The 13822-nt window shown below is 55.2% G+C and carries 12 protein-coding genes and 3 riboswitches; of the genes, 9 read left to right on the top strand and 3 right to left on the bottom strand.

The window, feature by feature from the left end:
- Positions 1-53 precede the first annotated feature (53 nt).
- Entirely contained in the window at positions 54-887 is an 834-nt protein-coding gene (locus KXG62_RS20520; RefSeq protein WP_218093879.1) for a helix-turn-helix transcriptional regulator, read from the top strand.
- Positions 888-1002: 115 nt separating this feature from the next.
- Here the strand turns inward: KXG62_RS20520 and KXG62_RS20525 are convergent, their stop codons facing one another.
- Positions 1003-2349 carry an FAD-dependent oxidoreductase gene (locus KXG62_RS20525; RefSeq protein WP_218093880.1) on the bottom strand — a complete coding sequence of 449 codons (1347 nt, stop codon included), beginning with the start codon at positions 2347-2349 and terminating at the stop codon, positions 1003-1005.
- Positions 2350-2484: 135 nt separating this feature from the next.
- Here KXG62_RS20525 and KXG62_RS20530 point away from each other — a divergent pair, with 135 nt between their 5' ends.
- Positions 2485-3519: a LacI family DNA-binding transcriptional regulator gene (locus tag KXG62_RS20530; RefSeq protein ID WP_218093881.1), complete on the top strand. Its 1035-nt coding sequence runs from the start codon at positions 2485-2487 to the stop codon at positions 3517-3519.
- A 61-nt stretch (positions 3520-3580) separates the two neighbouring features.
- Here the strand turns inward: KXG62_RS20530 and KXG62_RS20535 are convergent, their stop codons facing one another.
- Complete coding sequence (locus KXG62_RS20535) at positions 3581-4249, bottom strand: phytanoyl-CoA dioxygenase family protein (RefSeq protein ID WP_218093882.1); 669 nt, start codon at positions 4247-4249, stop codon at positions 3581-3583.
- A 342-nt stretch (positions 4250-4591) separates the two neighbouring features.
- On the opposite strand from KXG62_RS20535, the gene KXG62_RS20540 reads away from it, so the two are divergent.
- Together KXG62_RS20540 and KXG62_RS20545 are read left to right on the top strand one after the other, a co-directional pair.
- A complete protein-coding gene (locus KXG62_RS20540; RefSeq protein ID WP_218093883.1) occupies positions 4592-5506 on the top strand; it encodes a helix-turn-helix domain-containing protein in 915 nt (304 codons plus the stop codon).
- Between the two features lie 70 nt (positions 5507-5576).
- Entirely contained in the window at positions 5577-6878 is a 1302-nt protein-coding gene (locus KXG62_RS20545; protein ID WP_218093884.1) for an ABC transporter substrate-binding protein, read from the top strand.
- Positions 6879-6949: 71 nt separating this feature from the next.
- On the opposite strand, the gene KXG62_RS20550 is transcribed toward KXG62_RS20545, so the two are convergent.
- The gene (locus KXG62_RS20550) at positions 6950-7408 is read right to left on the bottom strand and encodes a hypothetical protein (RefSeq protein ID WP_218093885.1); all 459 of its coding nucleotides are present in this window, start codon (positions 7406-7408) and stop codon (positions 6950-6952) included.
- Between the two features lie 104 nt (positions 7409-7512).
- A riboswitch (cyclic di-AMP (ydaO/yuaA leader) is annotated at positions 7513-7708 on the bottom strand.
- 338 nt (positions 7709-8046) lie between these two features.
- Positions 8047-8244: riboswitch (cyclic di-AMP (ydaO/yuaA leader) on the top strand.
- 135 nt (positions 8245-8379) lie between these two features.
- A riboswitch (cyclic di-AMP (ydaO/yuaA leader) is annotated at positions 8380-8602 on the top strand.
- A gap of 124 nt (positions 8603-8726) precedes the next feature.
- On the opposite strand from KXG62_RS20550, the gene KXG62_RS20555 reads away from it, so the two are divergent.
- The 5 genes from KXG62_RS20555 to kdpC all read left to right on the top strand — a co-directional run bounded on the left by KXG62_RS20555 (position 8727) and on the right by kdpC (position 13741).
- Positions 8727-9137, top strand: coding sequence for a hypothetical protein (locus KXG62_RS20555; RefSeq protein ID WP_218093886.1), 411 nt, complete (start codon positions 8727-8729; stop codon positions 9135-9137).
- Positions 9138-9274: 137 nt separating this feature from the next.
- The gene (gene kdpF, locus KXG62_RS34695) at positions 9275-9352 is read left to right on the top strand and encodes a K(+)-transporting ATPase subunit F (RefSeq protein WP_425517365.1); all 78 of its coding nucleotides are present in this window, start codon (positions 9275-9277) and stop codon (positions 9350-9352) included.
- Positions 9353-9366: 14 nt separating this feature from the next.
- Positions 9367-11046: a potassium-transporting ATPase subunit KdpA gene (kdpA, locus tag KXG62_RS20565; RefSeq protein WP_281426915.1), complete on the top strand. Its 1680-nt coding sequence runs from the start codon at positions 9367-9369 to the stop codon at positions 11044-11046.
- Between the two features lie 24 nt (positions 11047-11070).
- Positions 11071-13101, top strand: coding sequence for a potassium-transporting ATPase subunit KdpB (gene kdpB, locus KXG62_RS20570; protein ID WP_218093888.1), 2031 nt, complete (start codon positions 11071-11073; stop codon positions 13099-13101).
- A gap of 34 nt (positions 13102-13135) precedes the next feature.
- On the top strand, positions 13136-13741 hold the full coding sequence (gene kdpC / locus KXG62_RS20575; protein WP_218093889.1) for a potassium-transporting ATPase subunit KdpC: 606 nt from the start codon (positions 13136-13138) through the stop codon (positions 13739-13741).
- Positions 13742-13822 lie beyond the last annotated feature (81 nt).

Below are 13822 nucleotides of genomic sequence, written 5' to 3' on the forward strand. Positions count from 1 at the left end.
GTTCCGTGCTATGATTACGCTATACACATCATGCGTCGTAGGAGATGAGAAAGGTGCATGAGCCGTTTTTTGAACGATTTTTTCCGAAAATGGTCGAGGTGCTCCTTCGGGGGGAGTCCTTCTGGAAACAACGGAAATACCGATTTGAGCTGAAACAGACGAGTCTGTATAACTTTGTGTACGTCATTGCCGGCAAGGGTACGTATGAATTGAACGGCGCCGTCTGGGAGCTGGGACCGGGAATGGTTCTTCATATGGCTCCGGATGAGCACATGATCTTGTCCAGCTCGCAGGCGGAGCCTCTGACGTACTACAGCGTCCACTTCCTGTATTTTCCGATTGAGTGGGAGGGGAACCAGGCCAGATTGGGGGCCAAAGGCGCTCCTCTGCCGTTCGATCGGGTGTTCCCGGTTCATGCGGATGCGGCGGAGCTGGAACGACGGCTTAAGCAGCTGCATCAGCTGTGGAGCGACAAAAACGAGGGCACCGAATGGACCGTCAGGCTCCAGTTCTTGACGATGCTGAAGTGGCTGAGCGAGGCGCTCACCCATAAGCTGCGGGATGAAGACGAGACGGCACGGCTAATATCCGATTCCATGAAATACATTCAGGACCATTACCAGCTGTCCCTGGAACGCGATAAGCTGGCCCGGATGGCGTCGCTGTCCGCCAGCTACTACTCGATTTTGTTCAAGCGATATTCAGGCTATACGCCGTTTGAATTTATTAACAAAATCAGGCTGGATAAAGCGAAGCAGCTGCTCCGCATGACCAATGAGCCGATTTCGAAAATTGCCAGAGACGTCGGCTATCAGGACCCGTTATACTTCACACGGTTATTTGCAAGGGAAGTGGGCATGGCTCCCCGGATGTATCGCAAGGCATAACCGCGCTTTTTGTAGCCAAGGGTTAGCATGCCAAAGTAAAACCAAGCCTGATCCGGCGGATCGGCTTGGTTTTTCTGAATTTATCCGCTCCGGTTGTGCGCGTGCCGCCGCCGTGTTATCCCAGCAGCGCGCCTGCTTTCGTCAGCTCGGCCTGCAGCTCGCTGACGTCGATATCGGCGGGCGCTACGCCGCGTTTGACGGCGATGCCCGCCGCCGTGCCGGCGGCCTGGCCGGTCGCCATGCAGCTTGGCGTCAGCCGCGTCGTGGCGAGCGCCTCATGCGTCGTCGAGATGCAGCGGCCGCCGGCCAGCAAGTTCGTCATCCGCTGCGGCAGCAGGCAGCGGTACGGGATGTCGTAGGCGCCGTCGCCCTGCACCCAGGCGGCGGTTACGCCTTTGCCCGACGGGTCGTGGATGTCGATCGGGTAGCCGCTGCGCGCGATCACGTCGTCGAACCGGCGGCCCTGCACGACGTCGTCGACCTGCAGCGCGTAGACGCCGTCGATTCGGCGCGTCTCGCGAATGCCGATCTGCGCCCCGACGGAGGAGATCGAGGCCCGTTCGAAGCCGGGCAGCTGGTCGCGCATAAACTTCGCCACCATCATGACCTGCCGACGCCCGGCATCCTCCGCCTCGGTCAAATGCTCGACGTCCGTGCCGTCGAGTCCTTGAACGCGCGTCGTATTGACGAGCACCTCGTCCTCGGCCGGCCCGGTGAAGAACAAGACTTGATCGCGGTTAATCGGCAGGTTCGCTTCCTTCCAATGCTTGTAGAAGCCGAGCACCCCCGACAGAGGCAGACGCTCCAGCTCGTCGAACGGCGTTTTTTTATAAAATTCGTCGGGATGATCAAGCATATACCGCTTCACCCGCTCCAGATCGACGCCCCGCATGCGGAACTTCATCGTCATCGGCTGCGTCCGCTGGTCGCCGTCTCTTCCCTGGAGGCAAGGAGCCCCTGACAGATAAGCAAGGTCGGCGTCGCCGGTCGTATCGACGAACAGCCGTCCCTTCACTTCGATTTTGCCGGACTTGGTCGTCAGCCGGACCGATCCGATCGTATCGTCTCCCTGCAGCAGCACTTCGTCGACGAAGCTGTGGGCGAGCAGACGGACGCCGGCCTCCTTCAGCATATCGAGCGCGACGATTTTATACATCTCGGGGTGGTACGGCGTGATCGTATGCACGAAACCGACCGTATCCCGCACGTGGCCGGGCGAAGCGTCCGCCTCGATCAGCCGGTCGATGATCTCCTGCGCGATGCCTCCGATGACCTGCTTGCCTTCCGTCGTATGAAAAGTCATCCAAGGATAGACGAGCGCCGCCGTCGACATCCCGCCGACAAACCCGTACCGCTCGACGAGTACGGTCTTCGCTCCGCTTCGTCCTGCCGCAATCGCCGCATTAATGCCGGCCGGACCGCCCCCGCATACGACGACGTCCGCTTCAATGATTTTATTCATGATCAGCTCTCCCGTTTCGAATGATTTTGGTGTAATATCCTCATTATAGCGTTCCGGGATAGGTTGCTTTAGTTTAAAATTGGTTTAAAACTTTTCATGAAACATAGTTCATGGACAAGCAAGAGAGGGAGACAGATGCGGCGTAGCAGGGTAACGCTTTACGATTTGGCCGAGGAGCTGAATTTGACGATCCAGACCGTATCGAAGGCGCTGCGCGGCCTGCCGGGCATGTCCGAGCAAACCCGCAGCGAAGTCGTCAGGCTGGCCAGGGAAAAAGGATACTTGACGAAGGACCAGAAGCTGGCGTTCCGCTCTGAACGGATCGCGCCGTATCCGGTCATGCAAAGGCGGTTCCTGCTGGTCCAAAACGAATACTCGCTCAATTTCAACCGGCTGCTGCTGGAAGGGCTGCACGAGCGGTTTATGGAATTCGGCCATCACGTGCAGCCGCTTCTGCTGCCGCCTGGCCTCAAGCTCTCGGCGTTCGACGCGTGGGCGGAAGCGAGCGGCTTCGATTATGCCGAAGGCTTGTTTATCGCGCCGAGAATGGGGTACGACGCCGTGGAGCGCAAATTGCTGGAGCTGCCTATTCCCCGCATCTTGCTCAATTATCCGCCGCCGGAGGCGAAGGTCGACAGCGTCATCTGGGACGTGCACGAAGCGATGCACCAAGCGGTGCGCCATTTGCTGAGGCTCGGGCATACGCGCATTCTGTATGTAGGCGATGCGAGCGGGCAGCGGGGATTCGCTCTGCGCTGGCACGCCTTCGCAGAGGCGATGGCGGCGGGCGGTGTGCCGGTCCAGACGCAGGAGCACTGCACCGTACGCGCGAGCGGCCGGCCATGGCAGGTCGACTTCATGCGCTTGTATGCGCGCTGCAAGCCGACCGCGGTCATCTGCGGGCTCGATGAAGAAGCGGATGCGGTGTATGGCAAGCTGCGCGAGATGGAGGTCGATATTCCGAGCGGCTGCTCCCTGGTCGCATTCATGAACGAGGCTTCGGGAGATCGGCCTGACTGCTCGCGCCCGCAGCTGCTGATCCGGGAAACCGGCTACCGTGCGGCCGACCGTATGCTGTGGCGGATCGCCAATCCGCACATGCCTTACGAGCATATCCGGCTCCGAGGCGAATTCGTGAGCGGCGAGACGACGGCGCCGCCGGTCCGTTGATGCGCCGCAAATGAAAAAAACTCCGAACGAGAGAGGATCTCTCATTCGGAGGACGATACCGTTACACTTTGAACGCCGCCTTCGACCAGGAATATTCGGGATCTTCCTGCGTCCCGTCCTTATACGTAGAGATTAGAGCCCATCGGTCTTTCCCGGAAGTGTTCGGGTAGGAGGCATGATACAGCAAATCGTGGAAAATGATGGCATCGCCCCGCGAGGCGGACAAGTCGACAATCGGCTCGCCTTCCAAATCTTTGTCTTCCAGCCGATTTTTGAACCCAAGGCCGTCCGAAGCGTCGCCGCCATGCGTTGACGCCCCTTTCAGGTGGGATCCGGGGACGATTCTCAGGCAGCCGTTCTCCGGCGTCGCATCGTCCAAAGCGATCCATACGGAAACTTTGTGACTTCCTTTCCAATAAGGATAATCTTGATGCCAAGGCGATCCGAAGTCGGTCGAGGCATTTTTAAACACAAGCTTGTCGCTTAGAAATACGACATCGTCGCCGATAATTTCTTTCAGTGCATGAACCAGCGGCGGATGCGCCGCCGCTTTTTTGAATACGTCGCTCGCCACGGCCATTCCCAAGTAAACGCCTTCCTTGCCCACTCCGTGTTGCTCCAGCACTTTGCCGGCTTCTTCCTTGTACGCCGCCACTTCTTCCTTCGTAAACAGTTGACGCAGCACGGTATATCCGGCTTGCGCATAGTTCGATTTTACATTTGCATACATCGCTTTGCCGCCTCCTTTTGATCGTGCATCCCTGTATTAGATTAACGCGATTCACCGGAAATGCATATGCACGAAAAACGGTACTTTGTGACTCAATCAAGCATGGCTGCGTTTCGGGCACTCATCCACGGCGGTTTTTGCGGACACGTGAGGCCGCCTTTTTGCACCATGAAGCGCTTGATCAAATATGTGCACAAAATCGCTTTTCCGCTGCATTGAGGGTGCGGGTGCGAATCCTTCATACTGAAACCATCATCGTCTTTTAAGGATATGAAGTTGCGTAAAGATACGCCGGAGCATGACACAATGTAATACAATGGACATAGGAAAGGAGTGTCCTCCATGACGTTTGATCTGATGCATGCCACAGTCCGCTTTGACCGGATCCGGCTCGTCGTTTCCGGCGATTTTACCGTGAAGCCCGGTTGGGTGTATGGCCCGGTCTGCTATCGGCATTATCAAATCGTTTATTTTCCAATCGGCACCGACACCCGGTACGTATGCTCGAACAAATCCGTCGTGCTCGACAAGCCTTGCGTCATTATTACGCCTCCCGGAGAAACGTATTCGTACGAATTCGATACATCCCAGCCGGTCAGACATCTGTTCATTACGTTTTATTGGGAGGAGGATCCGTCTAGCGGGGGGAAAGCGCTGCAGCCCGACGAATCCGTCTGTTTTCATTCCGTGGAAGAAACGTTTGTGCCGATGCTGGTCGGGCAAATTTTATATTTGTCGAACAAAAAGGTGTATTTGTGGGAGGAACGATGCAAGCTGCTGCTCGCTTCCGCGCTTATGGAGCTGGAGGGACTGAAGGGAATGCCGTCCTCCAAGTTCGCCCCCGTTTCCGATACGAAGCATTCCTTACCCGTGCTCAAAGCGCTGGATTATATCGATCGTCATTTGACGGAACCGATCACCATCGCCAGGCTCGCGGAGGAGGCGGGATGGAGCCATGAGCATTTCACCCGCAAGTTCGTCCAGTGCACCGGCATGTCGCCGCAGAAAGCGATTGTGAGACGGCGAATCGAGCGGGCGTGCCAGCTGTTGATTCAGGAGAAGTGGAGTATATCCGAAATCGCCTATGCCGTCGGGTTTCAAAACGTGCATTATTTTTACCGGACATTCATGAGCGTGAAGGGGATGACCGCCTCCCAATACCGGCAAAAGTATTCGGCCCCCCATATGATGCACCTGTCGCCGGTCAGCGGTATGGATGCGTCGTATCCCCTGAACAATTACTTCTATTACTCCTGAAAGGAATTGAGTATTTGGCCGGCTGCGGCTCGGCCTTGAAGGGTCCGCACATTGAAGAGGAGGGGAAGCGGTGGTAAAACAAGGGTTATGCTGTTTTTATGCGATTGTCTTATGCGGGGGAGTGCTCGCGGGCTGTAGCGGGGACAAGAAGCAGGGGGAAAGCGGCGGTGACGTCGCTGCGTCCGTCCATTATTCCCCTGCCACGGTCTCAGTTGCGATCGTTAGAAGTTATTTGACAGATGCCGAAATCCAACGTTTTATCATTGAGCCCGTCCAAAAGAAATATCCTCACATTACAGTCAATCCGGTAATTTTAACGGGAAACGTAAATTTGCCCAATTTGATCGCAAGCGGCGACACCCCCGATTTGATTACCGCTAATAATATTACGCTCATTGGATATAAACAAATGGGCCTGCCGTCCGACATCGGCGAAGTGGTCCAAAAGAACAAGTTCAATCTCGACCGGTTCAAACCGGATACGCTGGACGCGATAAAGATCGGCTACGAATCGGACTACCTGATCGGTATCCCCTATACGATGCAGTTTAATGCGCTATACTACAATAAGGATATATTCGACAGATTCGGTGTCCCATACCCGAAAGACGGCAGCACCTGGTATCAGTTGATCGAGCTGGCCAGGACATTGACCAGGCAGCATGACGGCGTCAAATACCGAGGCTTTGAGCCCGACTCCTTATACCGGGCCGGTTCGCAGCAAAGACTGCCGCTGGTGGACCCGAAAACGCATAAATCGATTGGAAATACGGAGCAGTGGAAAAAAACAGTCGACATGGTGAGAAGCATTTATGAAATACCCGGAAACGATACCGTGGCTACCTTCAGTGCAGGTGTGAAAGCGTTTTCCATCGACCGGAACTTGGCGATGATTGCCGGACTGAACTGGCTCGGCAATATGGCGGACGTGAAAAATGAATTCTCCAACTGGGATCTTTCGACGTATCCCGTATTTCCTGAACAGCCCGGCATCGGCACACAAATTGACATTCATCTGATGATGATGTCGGCGGTCAGCAAAAACAAAGACGATGCATTACGAGTAGTGGAAGTGATGACCTCCGATGAAGTGCAGCTGGATATGGCGCGTTACGGAAAAGTATCCGTATTGAAGGATAAGAAGTTCGAGCAGGAATTTGCCAAAGATATGGATTTCCTGAAGGGTAAAAATATCCAAGCCGTGTTCAAGACGAAGCCCCAGCAGTCTTTCCCGCCGACGGAGTACGGTTCCATTGCCTTTAACGAGATCACGAATTTGATGAAAACGATAGTGAAAGACAAGACCGATACGAATACCGCTTTACGCAATTACGACGAGCTCATGAATAAAAAGATCGCGGAAATCAAATAAATCCAATCGGGCCAAGCGGATTCCGCGAACCCCTTCCGAGCTTAGGCGCACTTTCAATTCCTCAGCTGCATTCAAAAAGAGAAATACGCCTGCGAACGGTCGAGCAGCCGCGCATACCCCAAGGATGAGGCGATATCCTTGTGCACGGTGAAAGGATATCGGATCTTGAAGGCCAAATCGAGCAGCGCCGATTCGGCGAGACGCGTCCTGACCAGTCCCCAAGCCTCGTTCGTTGCTTCTGCGCAGCGTATGGCCTCGGCAACGGATAAACCTTTCAACTTGGCGAAAACGGATGCCCAGCGGACGAGGTCGACGCTCTCCTTCGAGCAGGGTGAGATGTATTCGCCCCAGCCGCTGAGCCCGTCGCTTGAAATTTTGAGCAGCCCGCAGTCGTACGCCCCGGCGTTCCAAGGCGGAAGCTGATTATGCAGAAACCGGCAATCGAACCGGAACACTTCCATCGAGCTGATGCGGTAGCGCGCCAGCTCGTTTTCATTGATAACAGGCGAAGGAACGGTTATGTTCAACATGGGATTCATCTCCTTACGGTTAGGTGCAAAACGCAAAAAGAAGCCCGAAGAGCAGAGAAACTCTGCTCCTGGACTTCTGGCATGGCAAACAGAAGACCTGGTCGCGGTTCTCTCTCAATGCGCATACGAGGTTAGCTGTCGGGTTCGGGCTTGAGAGCGCCCTACTCACGTTGCAACTGTTACACCGGTCTCACGGTGTCAGTTGTCAGCACTTGAGATTCACCCCTTGAAACCGTCGATGAGGCATAGGTTTCGATTGGGTCCCCCGTTTCCTGTAAAGGAATTCTGCGTTGGAATCGGAATATATGGTGTTATTGGAATGAATCATACGCCGTACGATGCGCAAAGTAAAACCCGAAACCGGTTGGTTTTTTCGGGTTTTTCGTTTTGTCAGACGGTGGGAGCGTGTTCATTGGGAGGATTCGCGTTCTATTGACCTAAATGCTTCCTGATTCTACGATTATGACGTAATATTAGGAAATCGGTGAAAAGCCGAGCATACTGTAGAAAATAAAAGATCGTATATGGAATATTTGCTCCTTTCACCGGCTAGTGGCGGATTTGCAATACAGCGTTTCTTTACAGCGTGTTCCGCCGAGCGTATGATACGACTCAAGAAACAATCCAACAAAGTTTCCCATTTTTACTCGCTGAATTTCCTTGGATATCAAGGAGAACGGGGGAACCAACGAAGCGGTGCATGCACGGTGTGAGAGCCGGACGCGCGCCGCAGGGGTGAATCGCGGGTACGGATACCATGGATTCCGTATTTGCGTAGGGCGACTCTCACCGCCCGAATCCGTCAGCTAACCTCGTAAGCGTTGAATGGCAGTATGGCCTTTGCAGCTTTTGGCCGATTCGCTGCTTTTGGAGAGAGGATGATGAAGCTTGTGATCGTTCACCGCGACCACAGGGCTTAATGCCTCTGTGGTTTTTTGCTGTATTTTTTGAAAATGCAGTGATGATTTTGCAGCATTATTTCGCTGAATCCTTGAATGGAAAAGGAACGGGGGAACCAACGAGGCGCTTTGCTGCTCCGGTACGATCGGAACGGTAGGCAGCTTCATGGGGTGAATCTTGCAGCGCAGTTGACAATTGTCCAGCTATAATTCGCTGAATAATTGCAACGCAAGTAGGGCGACTCTCTCGTCCGAATCCGTCAGCTAACCTCGTAAGCGTATAGGGAGAGGCAACGATTGTCGTGAGCAAGGCACGGTACATTCTTTACTGTGCCTTAAGAAGCCGCGGGAAGAGTTCTTCTCTAATCGCAGGCTTCTTTGTCGTTGCCGTCTCTTTCTTCATTCAAGGAGGAGAACGCATGAATAGCGGTCAAAATTTCATTCTGGTCTCGGCGCCTAGCAAGGCGGGAGAAGCCTTTGTCCGGCTGCTTGCTGCTCATCGCTTGCCCTTCGCCGTAATTGTGAACAACAAACGGGAAGAAGCGCGGATGGCTGAGCTCGGAGCAGAGCGAATCATCATGATCGACACCAGTGAAGAAAGTACGTGGCGCCTTCCGGATTTTCCGGTGGGGAAAATCTTTTTGTTCGAGAGCAGCTTCAATCTATGCTGCCGTTATGTGCGCATCTGCAGTCCCTGGAGCCAGGAGCCGATCTATGTGATTACGCATTCGAATCACCCGCGGCTCGTTTATAGAGGACTCGGCGCGAGCTTTGTCATTCACACGAACAGCGATGAGGTTTCGTTTTTGCTGCACGCGCTGGTAGGATGACCCGACTATGGAATAAATGGAGGAATTACGATGGCCGATCTGTGTATGGCGTTCATGCTTGCGGCGGCATATGTTCTGTTCGCCTGCTTTTTATCCTGGTGCGGCAGGGCGTTAGAGGAACCGGGAGGCGGGGACCGATGATCGTCGTGTATATAGTTACGGCATTTCTTTTTGTTTACTTGGCTTATGCGCTCATTCATCCGGAGAAATTTTAGGGAGGCTGCACACGGTGGATATTTTGCAAATGGCCATTGTCATTGGGGTACTGGCGCTTATGGTAAAGCCGCTCGGTACGTATTTGTATCAAGTGTTCCGCAATGAAGCGAATGCGACAGACCGGGTGTTTTCCCGGATCGAGAAGCCGATTTTTTCATTGATCGGGCTGAAAGAGCGGAACGGCATGACATGGAAAACATACGGACTCAGCTTTATGGCAACGAATATTGCGCTCGTCGCTTTCAGTTATGTGATCCTGCGATTGCAGAGATTTTTGCCGCTGAATCCCGGCGGCATTGACAATATGGAGCAGACGCTTTCGTTTAATACGGTCATCAGCTTCATGACCAATACGAACCTGCAGCATTACAGCGGAGAGACGGGGCTCTCGTATTTTTCGCAAATGATCGTCATTACGATGATGATGTTTACGTCCGCGGCGACGGGCTTGTGCGTGGCGATCGCTTTTGTAAGAGGAATGACGAGCAAAGGGCAGACGGTCGGTAATTTTTATGAGGATTTCGTGAAGGCGCACACTCGCGTTTTTTTTCCGCTGGCTCTGGCGGTGACGCTGCTGCTTGTGGCGCTTCGCGTGCCGCAGACGCTGCTGCCTGCCTTACAGGTAACCGGGCTGGAGGGGCATACGCAGCAGATTGCAATCGGGCCGGTGGCGTCGCTTGAAGCGATCAAACATTTAGGAACGAACGGCGGCGGATTTTTCGGCGTCAACTCGGCGCATCCGTTCGAGAACCCGAATCCGCTCACGAACGTCATCGAAATAATATCGATGTGGTCGCTGGCGGCCGCGCTCCCGTATACGTACGGCTTGTTTGCCCGAAACCGCAAGCAGGGCTGGGTCATCTGGGCCGCGATGATGATATTGTTCGTGCTGCTCCTGTCCCTGGTATACGCATCCGAATCGAGCGGCAGTCCGGTGATGAACCGGCTGGGGATCGACGCGTCCCAAGGCAGTATGGAAGGCAAAGAGGTGCGCTTCGGCATCGCACAATCCGCGTTGTTTACGACCGTGACGACGGCGGCTACGACCGGGTCGGTCAACAATATGCACGATACGCTCACCCCGCTTGGAAGCATTACGCCGCTCGCGCTGATGATGCTGAACTGCGTGTTCGGCGGCAAAGGCGTCGGCCTCGTGAATATGCTCATGTACGCAATCCTGGCCGTCTTCCTTGCCGGCTTGATGGTCGGACGAACGCCCGAGTTTCTCGGCCGTAAAATCGAAGCCCGCGAGATGAAGCTGATCGCGATTGCGATTCTGGCGCACCCGCTCATCATTCTTGCGCCAACCGCCGCCGCTCTCGCAACGGAGCTGGGCAAGGCGGCAATTACGAATCCTTCGTTCCATGGCATCTCCCAAGTGCTGTACGAGTACACTTCGTCCGCGGCCAACAACGGTTCGGGGTTCGAGGGGCTTGGAGACAATACGCCGTTCTGGAACATCAGCACGGGGCTCGTGATGCTGCTTGGCCGTTACGTTTCGATGTTCGCGCTTCTGGCGGTGGCCGGTTCGCTGCTGCGCAAGCAATGGGTTCCGGAAACGCTCGGCACGCTCCGTACGGATAACGGCTTGTTCGTCGGTATTCTGGTCGGCACAGTACTCATGATCGGCGCATTGACGTTCTTGCCGGCCATCGTGCTGGGGCCGATCGCGGAGCATTTGACGATCCGTTAACTTGAGAAGAGGAGATCGACATTCATGGGGATGAATCGAAAGAACGTATTATCCGGCGGCATCGTAAAGCAGGCGCTGAAGGACAGCTTCGTTAAGCTGAACCCGGTCAAGATGATGAAAAATCCCGTCATGTTCACCGTTGAAGTCGGCACGCTGACCGTATTGCTGATGATTTTGTTCCCGGGATATTTCGGGACGGAACAAAGCATCGGGTTCAATACGGCCGTATTCTTCATTCTGCTGTTCACCGTGCTGTTCGCGAATTTTGCCGAAGCGCTGGCGGAAGGCCGGGGCCGGGCGCAGGCCGACTCGCTGAAGAAGACGAAGAAGGAAATTACGGCGAATAAAGTCGTCAGCGGCGGCGTGAAGCAGGTTGTGTCGACCGAGCTGCGCAAAGGCGATATCGTCGTCGTATCGAAAGGAGAGATGATCCCGGGCGACGGCGAGGTGATTGAGGGACTGGCATCCGTAGACGAATCCGCGATTACGGGGGAATCGGCCCCGGTCATGAAGGAAGCGGGAGGCGATTTCAGCTCGGTTACGGGCGGTACCCGTGTCGTCAGCGACCGCATCATGGTGAAAATGACGAGCGATCCGGGCGAATCGTTCCTTGACCGGATGATCTCGCTCGTCGAAGGGGCGTCCCGGCAAAAAACGCCGAATGAAATTGCGCTCAATACGCTGCTCACGAGCTTGACGCTTATTTTCTTGATCGTAGTTGTGACGCTTGCTCCGATCGCTGCCTTTGTAGACATGGAGCTTTCAATTCCGGTGCTCATCTCGCTGCTCATCTGCTTGATTCCGACGACAATCGGCGGCTTGTTGTCGGCCATCGGAATCGCCGGGATGGACCGGGTGACGCAGTTCAATGTGCTTGCCATGTCCGGCAAAGCGGTGGAAGCGGCGGGCGATATCAGCACGATGATATTGGATAAGACGGGCACGATCACTTTCGGCAACCGGATGGCCAGCGAATTCATTCCGGTCGGCGGGGGGAATGCAGCCGAGGTGGCTCGATGGGCCGCCACCGGATCGGTCAAAGACGAGACGCCGGAAGGCCGCTCGGTGTTCGAGCTGATGAAAAAGCATGGCATTTATTACGACCCCTCCGTTGCGGAAGGCGGAGAGTTCATTGAATTTAAGGCGGAAACCCGCATGAGCGGCATGGACCTGAAGGACGGCCGCAAGGTGCGCAAAGGCGCGGTCGATGCGGTGCGAAGATGGGTGGAAGCGCAAGGCGGTTCTATTCCTGCCGATCTTGCAGTGAGGTCCGACGCAGTCGCCAAGGAAGGCGGCACGCCGCTTGCCGTTGCGGTCGATGCGCGGGTGGTCGGTGTTATTTATTTGAAGGATACGGTCAAGCCGGGGATGAAAGAGCGCTTCGACCAGCTTCGCGCCATGGGCATCAAAACGATCATGTGTACCGGCGATAATCCGCTCACGGCGGCGGTGATTGCACGGGAAGCGGGAGTGGACGATTTTATCGCGGAGAGCAGGCCGGAGGACAAGATCGCAGTCATTCGCAGGGAGCAGGCGGAAGGCAAGCTTGTCGCGATGACCGGGGACGGCACGAACGACGCGCCGGCCCTCGCCCAGGCAGATGTGGGGCTGGCAATGAACAGCGGGACGGTGGCGGCGAAAGAAGCGGCCAACATGGTCGATCTCGATTCCGACCCGTCGAAAATCATCGAAGTCGTGGCGATCGGCAAGCAGTTGCTGATGACGCGCGGCTCGCTGACGACATTCAGCATCGCCAACGACGCAGCCAAATATTTTGCCATCATTCCGGCGATGTTTACGCTGTCCATTCCACAGATGGAAGCCCTCAACGTGATGCGGCTCGGCTCGCCGATGTCGGCCATCTTGTCCGCGCTTATTTTTAACGCGATCATTATACCGCTGCTTATTCCGCTGGCTATGCGGGGCGTAGCCTATAAACCGATGAGCTCCGCGAGGCTGCTGAAACGCAACATGGCGATGTACGGACTTGGCGGCGTTGTCGTCCCGTTCATCGGCATCAAGCTGATCGACCTGTTGGTTCATCTGTGGATTTAAGACAAGAGCGCAGAGAAGAAAGGATATGAAGAGGATGCGGAAATCGACGAAGTTGGAGACGGAAACGGCACGGTTGTCTTTCGGCACCGCAGCACGGATCAGTCTGGTGTTCATTGTACTGTGCGGCATTGTATACCCGCTCGTCTGCACAGGACTCGCTCAGACGTTGTTCCCGGGACGGGCGAACGGCAGTCTGATTCAGAACGGCGAAGGGGAAGTCGTCGGCTCGGAGCTGATCGGGCAGCCATTCACGGACCCGAAGTACTTCCATGGCAGAGTGTCGAGTATTGAATACAAGGCGGAAGCGTCCGGGACGAACAATTACGCGCCATCCCATCCTGAATTGCTGAAGCGAATGCAGGAATCGATTGAGAGATGGAAAAAGAATAACCCGGACGTGCCTGTCAGTCGGCTGCCGATCGACTTGATCACCAATTCGGGCTCCGGGCTTGATCCGCACATCACCCCGGCCTCCGCCCAAGCGCAAGCGCCGCGGGTCGCCAAGCTAAGGGGATTGTCCGTAAGCCAGATAGAAGAGCTGATCGACGCGAATACGGAAGGGCGCGATCTCGGCCTGTTCGGCGAGCCGCGGGTCAACGTGCTGAAGCTGAATCTGGCTTTGGACGGCCTGCACCCGTAAGCCGCAAGAGAGATTGCTGAACAAAGTCGGGCGAAGCGCAAGCTTCTCCTAACTTTTTCTCGGTTCCGAGAGAGGAGGGGC

It is taken from the genome of Paenibacillus solanacearum, assembly GCF_910593845.1.
Lineage (GTDB): Bacteria > Bacillota > Bacilli > Paenibacillales > NBRC-103111 > Paenibacillus_G > Paenibacillus_G solanacearum.

What these genes read in the sequence shown, in the direction of transcription:
- KXG62_RS20550 (WP_218093885.1), bottom strand. Translation starts at nt 7,408, where the DNA reads ATGTTGAACATAACCGTTCCTTCGCCTGTTATCAATGAAAACGAGCTG.
- KXG62_RS20535 (WP_218093882.1), bottom strand. Translation starts at nt 4,249, where the DNA reads ATGTATGCAAATGTAAAATCGAACTATGCGCAAGCCGGATATACCGTG.
- kdpC (WP_218093889.1), top strand. Translation starts at nt 13,136, where the DNA reads ATGCGGAAATCGACGAAGTTGGAGACGGAAACGGCACGGTTGTCTTTC.
- KXG62_RS20530 (WP_218093881.1), top strand. Translation starts at nt 2,485, where the DNA reads ATGCGGCGTAGCAGGGTAACGCTTTACGATTTGGCCGAGGAGCTGAAT.
- kdpF (WP_425517365.1), top strand. Translation starts at nt 9,275, where the DNA reads ATGATCGTCGTGTATATAGTTACGGCATTTCTTTTTGTTTACTTGGCT.
- KXG62_RS20555 (WP_218093886.1), top strand. Translation starts at nt 8,727, where the DNA reads ATGAATAGCGGTCAAAATTTCATTCTGGTCTCGGCGCCTAGCAAGGCG.
- KXG62_RS20525 (WP_218093880.1), bottom strand. Translation starts at nt 2,349, where the DNA reads ATGAATAAAATCATTGAAGCGGACGTCGTCGTATGCGGGGGCGGTCCG.
- kdpB (WP_218093888.1), top strand. Translation starts at nt 11,071, where the DNA reads ATGGGGATGAATCGAAAGAACGTATTATCCGGCGGCATCGTAAAGCAG.
- KXG62_RS20540 (WP_218093883.1), top strand. Translation starts at nt 4,592, where the DNA reads ATGACGTTTGATCTGATGCATGCCACAGTCCGCTTTGACCGGATCCGG.